This window comes from Cognatundibacterium squillarum (genome assembly GCF_014652435.1).
Classification (GTDB): Bacteria; Pseudomonadota; Gammaproteobacteria; order Burkholderiales; family Burkholderiaceae_D; genus Undibacterium; species Undibacterium squillarum.
Window position 1 is genome coordinate 83880 of the sequence record NZ_BMYU01000001.1, and the last position, 13678, is coordinate 97557.

The 13678-nt window shown below is 53.6% G+C and carries 12 protein-coding genes; all 12 read left to right on the top strand.

What is annotated here, in order from left to right; translation table 11 throughout:
* The first annotated feature begins 39 nt into the window (after positions 1–39).
* The 12 genes from trpB to IE092_RS00425 all read left to right on the top strand — a co-directional run bounded on the left by trpB (position 40) and on the right by IE092_RS00425 (position 13677).
* The gene (gene trpB / locus IE092_RS00370; RefSeq protein WP_189355038.1) at positions 40–1311 is read left to right on the top strand and encodes a tryptophan synthase subunit beta; all 1272 of its coding nucleotides are present in this window, start codon (positions 40–42) and stop codon (positions 1309–1311) included.
* Between the two features lie 66 nt (positions 1312–1377).
* The gene (trpA, locus tag IE092_RS00375) at positions 1378–2175 is read left to right on the top strand and encodes a tryptophan synthase subunit alpha (protein WP_189355039.1); all 798 of its coding nucleotides are present in this window, start codon (positions 1378–1380) and stop codon (positions 2173–2175) included.
* Between the two features lie 47 nt (positions 2176–2222).
* Positions 2223–3095, top strand: coding sequence for an acetyl-CoA carboxylase, carboxyltransferase subunit beta (gene accD / locus IE092_RS00380; RefSeq protein ID WP_189355040.1), 873 nt, complete (start codon positions 2223–2225; stop codon positions 3093–3095).
* Between the two features lie 72 nt (positions 3096–3167).
* The gene (folC, locus tag IE092_RS00385) at positions 3168–4442 is read left to right on the top strand and encodes a bifunctional tetrahydrofolate synthase/dihydrofolate synthase (RefSeq protein WP_189355041.1); all 1275 of its coding nucleotides are present in this window, start codon (positions 3168–3170) and stop codon (positions 4440–4442) included.
* A 62-nt stretch (positions 4443–4504) separates the two neighbouring features.
* Positions 4505–5554: an SPOR domain-containing protein gene (locus tag IE092_RS00390; protein WP_189355042.1), complete on the top strand. Its 1050-nt coding sequence runs from the start codon at positions 4505–4507 to the stop codon at positions 5552–5554.
* Positions 5555–5567: 13 nt separating this feature from the next.
* Positions 5568–6056, top strand: a complete 489-nt coding sequence (locus IE092_RS00395) for a CvpA family protein (protein ID WP_189355043.1) — start codon at positions 5568–5570, stop codon at positions 6054–6056.
* 25 nt (positions 6057–6081) lie between these two features.
* Positions 6082–7599, top strand: a complete 1518-nt coding sequence (gene purF, locus IE092_RS00400) for an amidophosphoribosyltransferase (protein ID WP_189355044.1) — start codon at positions 6082–6084, stop codon at positions 7597–7599.
* A gap of 475 nt (positions 7600–8074) precedes the next feature.
* Complete coding sequence (locus IE092_RS00405; RefSeq protein ID WP_189355045.1) at positions 8075–8566, top strand: DUF7000 family protein; 492 nt, start codon at positions 8075–8077, stop codon at positions 8564–8566.
* A 414-nt stretch (positions 8567–8980) separates the two neighbouring features.
* Complete coding sequence (locus tag IE092_RS00410) at positions 8981–11281, top strand: TonB-dependent receptor plug domain-containing protein (RefSeq protein WP_229792952.1); 2301 nt, start codon at positions 8981–8983, stop codon at positions 11279–11281.
* A gap of 90 nt (positions 11282–11371) precedes the next feature.
* Positions 11372–12226 (top strand): 3',5'-nucleoside bisphosphate phosphatase, encoded by an 855-nt coding sequence (locus tag IE092_RS00415; protein ID WP_189355046.1) that lies wholly within the window; start codon positions 11372–11374, stop codon positions 12224–12226.
* 105 nt (positions 12227–12331) lie between these two features.
* Positions 12332–12967: an L-threonylcarbamoyladenylate synthase gene (locus IE092_RS00420; RefSeq protein ID WP_189355047.1), complete on the top strand. Its 636-nt coding sequence runs from the start codon at positions 12332–12334 to the stop codon at positions 12965–12967.
* Positions 12968–13017: 50 nt separating this feature from the next.
* Positions 13018–13677: a site-2 protease family protein gene (locus tag IE092_RS00425; RefSeq protein ID WP_189355048.1), complete on the top strand. Its 660-nt coding sequence runs from the start codon at positions 13018–13020 to the stop codon at positions 13675–13677.
* Position 13678 lies beyond the last annotated feature (1 nt).

Here is a 13678-nt window from a genome sequence, read left to right on the forward strand (position 1 = left end):
CAGATGCCTCGGTCAGCGCATACGACAGACAGGACTATCATGAAAGAACTTTCCCCAGAAGGTGCAGCATCTGCTGCATTCAGTACCGCCGCACCGGCAGCCATGTTTCAGGCTGCAACTTACCAGTTTCCCGATTCACGCGGCCATTTCGGCCCTTACGGCGGCACCTTTGTATCTGAAACCTTATCGCACGCGATATCGGAGCTGAAAGAAGCTTACGCAAAGTATCAGCATGATCCGGAATTTCTGGAAGAATTCCGTCGCGAACTGAAATACTTCGTCGGTCGCCCGTCGCCGGTGTATCACGCACAGCGCTGGTCTGAAATCGCGGGCGGTGCGCAGATTTTCCTGAAGCGTGAAGATCTGAATCATACCGGCGCACACAAAATCAATAATGTGATCGGTCAGGCCTTGCTGGCAAAACGCATGGGCAAGCCGCGTGTGATTGCGGAAACCGGTGCAGGTCAGCATGGCGTGGCAACTGCGACTATCTGCGCGCGTTTTGGTCTGGAATGCGTGGTTTACATGGGTTCGGAAGACGTAAAACGTCAGGCGCAGAACGTGTACCGCATGAAATTGCTCGGTGCGACCGTGGTGCCGGTGGAATCCGGTTCCAAAACTCTGAAAGATGCACTGAACGAAGCGATGCGCGACTGGGTTACCAATGTTGAAAATACTTTCTACATTATCGGAACAGTCGCTGGACCGCATCCTTACCCGATGATGGTGCGCGATTTCCAAAGCGTGATCGGTGAGGAATGCCTGTGGCAAATGCCTGAGCTGACCGGACGTCAGCCGGATGCGGTGGTTGCCTGTGTCGGCGGCGGCTCCAATGCGATGGGGATTTTTTATCCGTATATCGATGAAAAACAAACCCGCTTAATCGGCGTGGAAGCCGGTGGCGACGGCGTTGACACCGGTCGCCATTCCGCTTCGCTGACGCTGGGTTCGCCGGGCGTGCTGCACGGTAACCGTACTTATCTGTTGCAGGATGAAAACGGGCAAGTCATTGAAACCCATTCGGTATCTGCCGGTCTGGATTATCCTGGCGTCGGGCCTGAGCATGCTTGGTTAAAAGATACTGGTCGCGCAGAGTATGTGACGATCACCGATGAAGAAGCGCTGAAAGCTTTCCATGATTGCTGCCGTATTGAAGGCATTATTCCGGCGCTGGAATCCAGTCATGCACTGGCTTATGGTGTGAAACTCGCCGCAACCCTGCCGAAAGATAAAATTATCCTGATTAATTTGTCCGGGCGCGGCGATAAGGATATGCATACCGTAGCGGAACGCGCAGGTCTGCGCTTCTGATGCCGTCAGCCGCCCGAACCTCGTGAAGGTGAGGGCGGTTGTTCATGACTCTTTCCGGAAAATATCATGTCAAGAATTCAAAAAACCTTATCCGATTTGCAAGCGCAGGGTAAAAAAGCCCTGATCCCGTTTATTACTGCCGGTGACCCGTCGCCACAACTGACCGTTCCTTTAATGCATACGCTGGTGGAAAGCGGTGCCGATATTATCGAGCTTGGCGTTCCTTTCTCTGATCCTATGGCAGACGGTCCGGTGATCCAGCGTGCATCAGAGCGTGCGTTGAAATTTGGAGTTGGGCTGCGGGATGTATTACAATGCGTCCGCGAATTTAGAGTAAACAATCGAAACACTCCTGTGGTACTGATGGGCTACGCCAATCCGGTAGAACGCATGGGTGTGGAAACGTTTATCTCTGCTGCTTCGGAAGCGGGTGTGGACGGCGTACTGATCGTCGATTATCCGCCGGAAGAAAGCAGCGAATTTGCTGCTGCCCTGCGTGCAGCTGAGATGGATGCGATTTTCCTGCTGGCACCGACTTCCACTGCGGAAAGAATTGCGCAAGTAGGACAACTTGCATCCGGTTACGTCTATTATGTCTCTCTGAAAGGCGTTACCGGCTCGGGTCATCTGGATCTGAGTGCGGTGGCAGACATGATGCCGCGTATCCGTGAGCATGTCAGTGTGCCGGTCGGTGTCGGCTTTGGTATCCGCGATGCGGAAACAGCCAAAGCCATTGCTTCTGTGTCAGATGGTGTGGTGATCGGTTCCCGTATCATCCAGCTGATGGAAGAAGCAGGTCCCGAAGGCGCGGCAGCTGCGGTAAAATCATTTGTTTCGGGGATACGGCAGGCACTCGACGCCTGACCACTGCGAAACACCCCGGCAGCGCTATGCTGCATAAAGGAGAAAACATGAGCTGGTTAGAAAAACTGTTACCACCACGCATTCAGCGTTCTGAATCCGGTGCGCGTAAATCGATTCCTGAAGGCCTGTGGGTGAAATGCCCGTCTTGCGAATCCGTACTGTACCGTTCGGATCTGGAAGCGAATATTCATGTTTGCCCGAAATGCAGCCACCACATGCGTATCCGTGCGCGTGAACGTATGGATGCTCTGCTGGATGCGGGCGGTCGTTACGAAATCGGCCAGGAAGTGCTGCCGGTCGATTCCCTGAAATTCAAAGACAGCAAAAAATATCCGGATCGTCTGAAAGACGCACTGGAAACCACCGGTGAAACCGATGCGCTGATCGTCATGGGCGGTTCGATTATGTCGGTGCCTGTCGTCGTAGCCTGCTTCGAATTTGAATTCATGGGCGGTTCCATGGGTTCCGTTGTTGGCGAACGTTTTGTACGCGGTGCGCAAACCGCGCTGGAACAAAAAGTGCCGTTTATCTGCTTCACCGCAACCGGTGGTGCGCGGATGCAGGAAGGTTTGTTGTCGCTGATGCAAATGGCGAAAACCACTTCCATGCTGACCAAACTGGCGGAACAAAAACTGCCATTTATCTCTGTGTTGACAGACCCGACCATGGGTGGCGTTTCTGCGTCCTTCGCTTTCATGGGCGATGTGGTGATCGGTGAGCCGAAAGCGCTGATCGGTTTTGCCGGTCCGCGCGTGATTGAAAACACTGTTCGTGAAAAATTGCCTGAAGGCTTCCAGCGTTCAGAATTCCTGTTGCAAAAAGGAGCGATCGATATGATTGTTGACCGTCGCAAAATGCGTGAAGAGCTGGCACGTCTGCTGGCGCTGCTGCAAAATCAGCCTGCCGAAGCGGTTGCCTGATTTTTTAGCGTATCATTCCGAAAGCCCGTGCAGTTTCTGCATGGGCTTTTTTCGTATCCGTAAGTAAAGATTATGTCGCGTACACTACAAGAATGGCTGTCCCTGCTGGAACAGCGTCATCCGAAAGAAATTGATATGGGTCTCGCGCGCGTCAGCGCAGTGCGTGACCGTATGGGTTTGAAATACGATTGCCCTGTCATCCTGGTTGGTGGTACCAATGGCAAAGGCTCGACCTGCGCCATGCTGGAATCGATTTTGTTGCAGGCCGGTTACCGTGTCGGCTTGTACAGTAAGCCGCATTTCCTCGATTTCAACGAGCGTGCCCGTATCAATGGTGAAAATTGCAGCGACGCGCAGCTGGTGGATGCTTTTGAAAAAGTCGAAGCCGCGCGTGGTGAAACCTCACTGACCTATTTTGAATTTACAACGCTGGCGATTTGCCGCCTGCTCGCAGATGCGCAGCTGGATGTTGCGATTCTTGAGGTTGGTCTCGGCGGACGTCTGGATGCCGTGAATGTAGTGGACGCAGATGTGTCGATTGTGACCAGCATCGATATTGATCACGTGGACTATCTGGGTGATACCCGCGAACTGATCGGCTTTGAAAAGGCCGGTATTTTCCGTCCGGGTAAAGTCGCGATCTGCAGCGATCCGTCGCCACCGCAATCGCTGATTGATCATGCAGAAAAAACTGGTGCAGATTTGTGGCTGTTCGGACGTGACTTTAACTACGGTGGTGATAAGCAGCAATGGAATTACGGTGGCCGCAGCCAGCGTCGTAATTCGCTGGGTTACCCTAGCCTGCGCGGTGCGAATCAGTTGCTGAACGCGAGTGCAGCACTGGCCGCGCTGGAATCGCTGAAAGACCGCTTGCCAGTGGGGGCGCAGGAAGTGCGTTCCGGTCTGGTGATGGTGGAGTTGCCTGGTCGTTTTCAGGTATTGCCGGGTCGTCCGTCGGTGATTCTGGATGTTGCGCACAATCCGCATGCAGCAGCAGCGCTGGCGCAAAATCTGGATAACATGGGCTTCCATCCATACACCTATGCAGTGTTTGGTTCCATGCTGGATAAAGATATTGAAGGTGTGCTGGCACACATGGGCGGCAAAGTGGATCACTGGATGGTGACCGATCTGCCATTGCCACGTGCTGCCACCGCGCAACAGCTAGAAGAAAAACTGCGTGCCAGCGGTGCACTGAATGAAGCGGAAAAAACCGTGTCCTGCTTCGCTTCGCCTGAAGAAGCTTACCGTGCGGCGGTGAGTAAAGCGGGTGAAAATGATAGAATAGTGGTCTTTGGCTCATTCCTGACCGTTGCCGGTGCGATGCGTGCGCGTCGCGCACGTTAAGCGTCTGCAGGGTATTCGGCCAACCGGCTTTGTTCGCAGTTTTTATTCGGATAATTCAGCAAATGGGTTTGTTCTCGCGATTCAAAAATAAAGATAATGCGTCTGAACGATCAGATGGCGGCGAATTCCGCTCGCGTGCAGAACTCGACAGTATCGATACCCGTCAGCGCGGGAAGAAAGACCGTGAACAGCCCGCGCGGCGCAGCAGCAGAACGCAGGACGATCCGCTGCTGCCGGAAAAAAAACGTGCGCGCCGTCGCCTGATCGGTGCTGCTGCACTGGCGCTGGCGGCCGCAGTTGTTTTGCCGATGGTGCTGGATACAGAGCCAAAGCCGGTTGCAGATGATGTGCAGATACGCATTCCATCCAAAGACAAAGCCCCCGAACTGGTTGCGGAACCGGTAACACCGTCAAAAGCGCGTCCTTTGCCGGAAACCGATGAGCCGGAAGAAATTATCGAACCCGCACCGCCGCTGAAGTCGGCGGAGAAAAAAACGACAGCACCGCTGGCTGACAATAAACCGGCAACCAGTACGCTGGTTGCACAAAATGATGTGAAGCCGGTAATTGCCGACAAGCCAAAATCTGCGGAACCCGCGACCAGGGCTGAGCCCAAACCTGAGCGTAAGCCAGAGACCAGGCAGGAAACCCGCACAGAACCCAAGCCCGAGCGTAAGCCAGAGCCGAAACCGGAACCGAAGCCGGAAGTAAAGCAGGAAGCAAAAGCCGTGAAAGCGGATCCGGCAAAAGCCGAACGCAAGCCGGATAATCATCCGGAAAAAAAGGATGAAACAAAAGCTGCGCAAAAGCGCGTGAGTGATGATGAAACAGCACGCGCGATGGCAATTCTGGAAGGTAAATCTGCGCCAGCCAAACCGGCCGCCAGTAAAGTAACGATGCAGGTTGCGGCACTCGCCAGTCAGGAAAAAGTCGATGAATTGCAGGCAAAACTGCGCAGTGCCGGCGTTGCATCGTATACGCAGAAAGTGTCGACCAGTCAGGGCGACAAAATCCGTGTGAGGGTAGGACCATTTTCCTCGCAGGAAGAAGCAGACAGGGTGAAGGCAAAATTGTCCGGCCTGGGTCTGAATGCCACTGTGATACCTAACTGACGCGGGGATTGCTGTGACACTCTTTGATTACATCGTTCTGCTGATTATGGTGTGTTCCGTCATCATCAGTTTAATGCGTGGATTGGTCAAAGAAATCCTTTCTCTCACCAGCTGGGTAATCGCCTTTGTCGTCGCGAATGCCTACAGCGATGCGCTGGCCCAGCTGCTTCCTTCGGTCGTTCCCGGACAAATCGTCCGCCTCATTGTTGCTTTCGTCGCCTTATTCATTGCCGTGCGCCTGTTAATGGCGCTGGTGTCTCTTGCCGTCGATGCGGTCATCAAAGCCAGTGGTTTATCGCTGGCAGATCGCGGTCTGGGCGGCTTATTCGGATTTGCCCGTGGTTGTTTATTTGTGATTGCCGCCGTCATGGTGTGCGGCATGACGTCGCTTCCGCAGCAAGCGTTCTGGAAAAACGCGATGTTCAGTCCCTTAGCTGAAGCCGCAGCACAGACGGTCATGCCGTGGCTGCCGCCATCGATTTCCAGCCATGTACAGTTTTGATTTGTTTCTTTTTTAGGAGTCCACCATGTGTGGCATCGTAGGTGTAGTTTCCAATAATCCGGTTAATCAATTGATCTATGACGCGCTGCTGTTGCTGCAGCACCGCGGTCAGGATGCCGCTGGTATCGCGACCAGCTATGGCAATAAGTTTGCTATGTACAAAGCAAATGGTCTGGTCAGAGACGTATTCCGTACCCGCAATATGCGCTCGCTGCCGGGCAATATGGGTATTGGTCAGGTGCGTTATCCGACTGCTGGCAGCTTCAGTGAAGAAGAAGCGCAGCCGTTTTACGTGAATGCGCCTTTCGGTATCGTGCTGGCGCATAACGGTAATCTGACCAATGCACCGGAACTGAAATCCGAACTGTTCAAACGCGACCGCCGCCACCTGAACACAGATTCCGATTCTGAAGTGCTGCTGAACGTACTGGCGCATCAGATTCAGCAGGAAACCTCCGGCTACTCGCTGGATCCGGAAGCATTGTTCCGTGCCGTTGCTGTCGTGCATCAGCGTGTACGCGGTTCCTATGCCGTGGTAGCGCAGATCGCCGGTTACGGTTTGCTGGCATTCCGCGATCCGTTCGGTATTCGTCCGCTGTGTATCGGTTACAACGACAATGAAAAAGGCCGCGAATACATTCTGGCCAGTGAATCTGTTGCGCTCGAAGGTCTGGGCTTCCGATTCATGCGCGACGTTCAGCCGGGCGAAGCGATTTTCATTGATATCGACGGCAACCTGACTGCAAAACAATGCGCAGTGAATCCGGTACTGAATCCTTGCGCGTTTGAATACGTGTATCTGGCGCGTCCGGATTCCGTGATAGATGGTGTATCCGTGTATTTGTCCCGTCTGAAAATGGGCGAATATCTGGCAGAAAAAATGAAATCGCAATTCGGCGCAGGCGACATCGACGTCGTCATGCCGATTCCGGATTCTTCCCGTCCTGCGGCGATGGAACTGGCGATGAATCTGAATCTGGATTACCGCGAAGGCTTCATTAAAAACCGTTACATCGGTCGTACCTTCATCATGCCTGGTCAGGCCTCCCGTAAAAAGTCGGTGCGTCAGAAACTGAATGCGATCGGCTCCGAGTTCAAAGGCAAGAGCGTCTTGCTGGTCGATGATTCCATCGTGCGCGGTACCACCAGCCGCGAAATCGTACAGATGGCACGTGAATCCGGCGCGAAGCGCGTGATTTTCGCGTCCGCAGCGCCACCGGTGAAGTTCCCTAACGTCTACGGTATCGACATGCCAACCCGTGGCGAACTGATCGCTTACGGCCGTACTGAAGAAGAAGTCTGCCGCGAAATCACTGCTGACGCGCTGGTGTATCAGGATGTGGATGCGATGCGCAAATCGATTTTCGATCTGAACCCATCCCTGAAAGGCGTGGAAGCTTCCTGCTTCGACGGCTACTACATCACTGGCGATGTCACCGAAGGTTATCTGGACAAACTGGAAGCCTCCCGCAAAGCACCGCGCGCTGATACAGAAGACACCATCCGTTCGCCACTGAACCTGAACCGCGCGAATCTGGACTGAACCTGAACGCCGGCATGCTCCGGCAATCAGCACAAACAAATGCCGCTCAGCCTGAACACTGAGCGGCATTTTGTTTTGCTGCGCAGACTAAGATCGATGTCGCGCAAAACATCCGTGCGGCGACCAGTCGGCACAATCAAACCTGCCCACAGGAAAATATAGTCCGCAAAGCCTTCCCAACCCTCAAAAACACCCCAAATGCGGATTCCGGCACACCAATCTGCCGGTCGTCGGCGGAAACTGCGGATGTCCGTAATGGCTGAATGCGGATTTCCGCATAGCCTGCGCATGTTGAACGCACAATTTGCCTAACTTTCCGGTGCGGGTTATGGCAAAAAACAGGTAATGCACAAAATGCAATACCCATATTGCTTTTACAATCGCCAATTACAGCTTTCGGGTTACTCTTTGCCATCGCCGTATGAAAGAACCCGGCATCGTTTTGTTGCTGACCTCATTTTTAAAGGACTTCAGAATGCCAAACCAAAGCCTGAACGCCCGCATACCCGCATACAAAAACGCATTTGCCAGCGGCGAACTTCAGCAGACATATCAAGCCCTGGTGGGCATTGTGCAGAATCTCAGAACGGAATTTTCAAAGAAGTACGAAGGTGAATTTGCAGTTGCGAATATTCTGCATGGCTATATCGATTTCACTTATTTTTATCTGCAGAACGATTTTCTGAAAAACAAAAAGCTCAAGCTGGCACTGGTGCTGAATCATCAAAACGCTAACTTTGAGCTGTGGCTACTCGGGCAAACGAAGGATATTCAACGCCTGTACTGGAAAAAACTCAGAGGAACGAAGTGGGTGAATACCGAAGTCATGCCAGCCTATTCAGTTTTTGAAGTTGTACTGCTTGCTGTACCGGACTTTGACGATGCGGCGGCGCTGTCAGCCTCGGTTGATCGTGAGTTCCGGATACTGTGGCGGGAAATTGCAGAAGCGCTGGCATCGTGTGAGTGACGCTGTACCACCATATAGGTTGCGATGGCTGGAGAGAGCTTTTCTAAGCTGACAGCGTGATGCGACACGGCATAACCCGAAGCAGCTAAAACCGCCCCCAAATCCCTCCAAAACACCCAAAATGCGGATTCTGGCACAGCAATCCGGCGGTCGTCGGCAGAAAGTCCGGCTGTCCGGAAATGTGAAATGACGAACATTGCACAGTACACAGATTCGCAGACGGCTCAAAAACGGCAGATAAGTAGCAGCTGAAGCATTTTTTGTTTCATTTCTATACAAAACTCCGGGGCACAAAAGGCGGATGCGGCGGTCAGATTCCCTACAATACGGGCAGCCAGCATCCTTGATGCGTCGCCAGTCTTGCTCTGTTTGCTACACCATCCGGTAGCCACTGTTTATTTTTGAGCCAATCCCATGTTGAATCCACCATTAAACCAGCGCATGTTGCCGCTGATGATTGCAATTTCCGCTGCTTACGGCGCGCTTCCGGCCACGGTGCTGGCGCAGGAAGTGCAGCAAACTGAAAAAACGTCTGAGAAAACACAGGAAAAAACTGCTGAAAAACCGCCAGCGCGTACGCCGGATAAAGCCCGTGCGTTGAGGAAAAATAGTCAGCCTGCTGACGGCGTGCAGAAAGTGACGATTTCCGGCGGCCGTACCGATGTGGAAGAGCGGCGTCAGTCGACTGCCGCAAAAATGATTTTCGGACGAGAAGAGCTGGATCGCAATGGCGACAGCACGATTGGCGAAGTGCTGAAACGCTTGCCGGGTGTAACCACCGGTGGCCGCGCAGGGCGGGGCGGCGATATCCGTATGCGTGGCATGGGCAATGGTTACACCCAGATTCTGATTAACGGCGAACGCGCACCGCGCGGTTTTTCGATGGATTCGCTGTCGCCGGATCAGGTCGAGCGCATCGAAATCGTGCGTGGCGCGGTGGCGGAGTTCAGCACACAGGCCATCGCCGGTACGATCAATATCGTTTTGCGTGAAGAATACAAGCAGAAAAACACGGAAATCAAAGCGGCGCTGGCCAGCGAGCAGGGCAGGCTGGCGCCGAATGTATCGGTCAGTGTGCCGGGTGAAATCGGGAATCTCAGCTATGCGCTGAATATCACGGTATCGCGCAATAAACAGCATGATGAAGTGCAGACCGATTCGGACGAAAAAAATACGGCCGGTGTCGATACGCTGGTGCAGCGCCAGCGCGATGTAACGCATCGTGAAACGAAAAGCATCAATATGAGTCCGCGCTTTAACTATCGTTTCGATAATGGCGACACGCTGATGTTTCAACCGTTTCTGATGATGAGCCGCAGCGAATCCGGCGTGGATTCGGTGGTAGATCAGATTTACCGTGCGCCGGATTATTTCGGTCCAGCCGGATTTGCCACTGCCACCTCCAGCGTCAGCGCTGAGAACCGGTTTATTCGCGGTTTTGGTAACTGGCAGCACCGTTTTGCGGATGGCGCAAAGCTGACGGTGCGCTTCGGAGGTGGTCTGGCGCGTATGGATAGCAACAGTCAGCGTTTTCAGTTTGACCGCGCCGGGAATTTGCTGGATCTGATCACGGATGTTAACAACACCCGTGATAAAAGCCTTAACAACAGCGGTAAATGGCTGCAGCCTTTCGGTGAATCGCACACCATTGCCGCTGGCTGGGAACTGGAAGGCAGTCAGCGTTCTCAGGTCAGAACGTCGCTGGATAACGGCAAACCGCAATACGCGGATTCCGGTGACAACCTGGATGCAGGCACGCGCCGTCTGGCCTTGTATGTGCAGGATGAATTCGATATCACGCCGCAGTTGGGCGCTTACGCCGGTTTGCGCTGGGAAGGCATTAAAACCCACAGCACCAGCAGTGGCCGCGTGGTGGATAACACCAGCAAGGTGTGGAGTCCGGTGCTGCACGGCGTCTGGCGCATTCCTGAGACCAAAGATCAGGTACGTCTGAGTTTTGCTTCGACCTACCGTGCACCTGCGCTGAATGATCTGATTGCGATTCCGAGCATTTCGAATCAGAACAGCGCAACCCGTCCTGACCGCACCGGCAATCCGGCGCTGAAACCGGAATTGTCACGCGGTGTGGATCTGGCGTATGAGCATTATCTGAGCCGCGCGGGTGTGATGAGCGTGAACGTCTTTATCCGCAGCATTGATGATCTGATACGCCGCCGTACTGTGCTGACGGATACAGCCACTGGCCCGCGCTGGGTCTCGTCGCCGGTGAATATCGGTCATGCAGTCACCAAAGGCATCGAAGCGGATGCGAAATTCCCGCTGCAGGAATATTTCCCCGATGGTCCGGCAATTGATGTGCGTGCCAATTACAGTCGCTACTGGTCTTCGGTGGATGACATTCAGGGGCCGAATAACCGTCTGGATTCGCAGCCATCACAAACAGCAAACTTCGGGCTGGACTACCGCGTCAGTGGCATTCCGCTGACACTGGGCGGCAATTTCAACTGGACACCCGCGTATTACACCCAGAGCAGCAATACGCAACTGCTGTATTCCGGTGTGAAGCGTCAGTTGGATGTGTTTGCCTTGTGGAAGTTTTCACCGACGATGCAGCTGCGTTTATCCGCGAATAACCTGAGCCCGCGTGATGCGATCAGCAGTAATACGGTCACAACCGGTGGCATTTACCGCGAAGATGACACCGTGGCACGCACCTTTACCACCTTCAGTCTGCGCTTTGAAATGAAGATTTAAATGAAGATTTAAGTGCAGCAGAGCAGCAGCGGCGCAAGTATCCGTGCAGGAGTACAATAGCCGCTGTTGTTTCTTTTTCTGACTGGCATCATGTTGTCTTCCCTGAACGCAGATTTGCACAGCCATTCGACCCGCTCGGATGGTGTTTTAACTCCCTCCGCGCTGGCAGAACGCGCCAAACGTAATGGTGTCGAATTATGGGCGCTGACCGATCATGATGAAGTCAGCGGCATCGCGGAGGCGCGCGCTGCTGCCGCAGATCTGAAAATGCCATTTATTGCCGGTGTCGAAATTTCGGTGACCTGGGCCGGTAAAACCGTGCATATCGTTGGCCTTGGTATTGATGAAAACAATGCTGATTTGAAGGAAGGTCTGCGCCAGACCCGTTCAGGCCGTGAGCGCCGTGCGCACGATATCGCCGCTGAACTTGAAAAAGCCGCCGGCATTCGCGGCGCATATGAAGGCGCAATGCAGTATGTCGGCAATCCTGATCTGATTTCACGCTCGCATTTCGCCCGTTTTCTGGTGGAAAAAGGCGTGTGTAAATCGGTTTCAGACGTGTTTCAGCATTATCTGGCAGATGGTAAACCGGGATTTGTCGCGCATCGCTGGGCGAAGCTCAGTGATGCACTGGGCTGGATTCAGCAGGCGGGCGGCGTTGCCGTGATTGCGCATCCGGGCCGCTATGATTTGAGCGATGTTGCGTTAACCGCACTGATGGAAGAGTTCAAGCAGCTCGGCGGCGTCGCAATTGAAACCGTTACCGGCAGCCATACGCCGGATCAGTATGCCGAGTTTCACAATATCGCGCGCCGCATGCAATTCGACAGTTCGCGTGGTTCCGATTTTCATTCGCCCGATGATTGCGAAGTCGACATCGGCTTTCTGCCTGCGCTGAAGCCATCCGCCACGCCGGTCTGGCATCGCTGGCAGCAATTGCTGTAAGCGGCTGCGCAGATTTGTGGCGCAGACTGCTTGCTTTTTCCCTTTACGTACCGATATCTGAAATAATGGCGCCTTTCTGACGGTGCCTCTTAGTCGCGAACCAGCATGAGCCAATTTTTTCAAATTCATCCGGAAAACCCGCAACCCAGACTGATCAAGCAAGCTGCCCAGATTATTCATCAGGGTGGTATCGTCGCTTTACCGACCGATTCTTGCTATGCGCTGGTCTGCCATCTGGATGATAAAGATGCGGTTACCCGCCTGCGCCGCATTCGCGGCGTGGATGAAAAGCATCATCTCACTTTGTTGTGCCGCGATTTATCCGAAATCGCCAATTACGCCAAAGTCGATAATCGCCAGTACCGCGTGCTGAAGGCGGCGACGCCGGGGCCGTTTACCGTGATTCTGGAAGCGACCAAAGAAGTGCCGCGCCGCCTCAGTCATCCCTCGCGCAAAACCATCGGTTTGCGTGTGCCGGAACATAAAATCGCGAATGCCTTACTGGAAGAACTGGGACAGGCTTTACTTGGCACGACGCTGATTCTGCCGGATCACGATGACCCGCTGAATGATGCTGAGGCCATCCGCGACGCCCTTGAAAAGCAAATTGAACTGGTTATCGACGGTGAAGCCTGTACGATGACGCCAACCACTGTGATCGATATGACCTCCGACACGCCTGTACTGGTCCGGCGCGGACGCGGCGATCCGCGTGTATTCGGGATTGATGATCAGGACTGAGTTAGTCCTTTGTTATTTCCTGCCTTGAAATCTGAATTCAGAAAGCATGTATGAATGAGCTTTTTCAGACCGTACTGGTCTACGCACTGCCTGTTATTTTTGCGATTACCGTGCATGAAGGTGCACGTGCTTATGTGGCACGTTATTTCGGTGACACCACACCGGAAGCAGCAGGGCGCTTAACGCTGAACCCGATCAACCATATCGATCCGCTCGGTACAATTATCTTCCCGGCGGTGTTGTATCTGGCTACCGGTGGCGCATTTTTGTTCGGCTATGCGAAACGCTTGCCGCTGAATCCGGGGCAAATGCGTGACCCGAAAAAAAATCTGAAATGGCTTGCTTTGTCCGGCCCGGCAGCGAACTTTTCGATGGCAGTGCTGTGGGCGCTGTTCGGTATTGTCCTGAGTGCGACGCACGTGAATGAGAGCTTTTTCGTCCAGATGGCATCCGCCGGTGTGATGACGAATATTGCGATGTGTGCATTCCATCTGATCCCGATTCTGCCAATGGCGGGTGGTCAGGTGATTTTCAGTCTGCTGCCCTCCCGGCAGGCATATCAGTTCGCCAAAGTGGAGCCGTATGGTTTTCTGATTGTGCTGGGACTGGCAATCCTGCATTTACTGCAATACTGGATGGTTCCGGTCATGGTGATGCAAAGCGTGGTGCTGAATCTGTTGTTGTCGCCTTTGCGTGCGATTTTAGGTTAAG

What these genes read in the sequence shown, in the direction of transcription:
- IE092_RS00410 (WP_229792952.1), top strand. Translation starts at nt 8,981, where the DNA reads ATGTTGAATCCACCATTAAACCAGCGCATGTTGCCGCTGATGATTGCA.
- IE092_RS00420 (WP_189355047.1), top strand. Translation starts at nt 12,332, where the DNA reads ATGAGCCAATTTTTTCAAATTCATCCGGAAAACCCGCAACCCAGACTG.
- trpB (WP_189355038.1), top strand. Translation starts at nt 40, where the DNA reads ATGAAAGAACTTTCCCCAGAAGGTGCAGCATCTGCTGCATTCAGTACC.
- accD (WP_189355040.1), top strand. Translation starts at nt 2,223, where the DNA reads ATGAGCTGGTTAGAAAAACTGTTACCACCACGCATTCAGCGTTCTGAA.
- folC (WP_189355041.1), top strand. Translation starts at nt 3,168, where the DNA reads ATGTCGCGTACACTACAAGAATGGCTGTCCCTGCTGGAACAGCGTCAT.
- IE092_RS00415 (WP_189355046.1), top strand. Translation starts at nt 11,372, where the DNA reads ATGTTGTCTTCCCTGAACGCAGATTTGCACAGCCATTCGACCCGCTCG.
- IE092_RS00405 (WP_189355045.1), top strand. Translation starts at nt 8,075, where the DNA reads ATGCCAAACCAAAGCCTGAACGCCCGCATACCCGCATACAAAAACGCA.
- IE092_RS00425 (WP_189355048.1), top strand. Translation starts at nt 13,018, where the DNA reads ATGAATGAGCTTTTTCAGACCGTACTGGTCTACGCACTGCCTGTTATT.
- IE092_RS00390 (WP_189355042.1), top strand. Translation starts at nt 4,505, where the DNA reads ATGGGTTTGTTCTCGCGATTCAAAAATAAAGATAATGCGTCTGAACGA.
- trpA (WP_189355039.1), top strand. Translation starts at nt 1,378, where the DNA reads ATGTCAAGAATTCAAAAAACCTTATCCGATTTGCAAGCGCAGGGTAAA.
- purF (WP_189355044.1), top strand. Translation starts at nt 6,082, where the DNA reads ATGTGTGGCATCGTAGGTGTAGTTTCCAATAATCCGGTTAATCAATTG.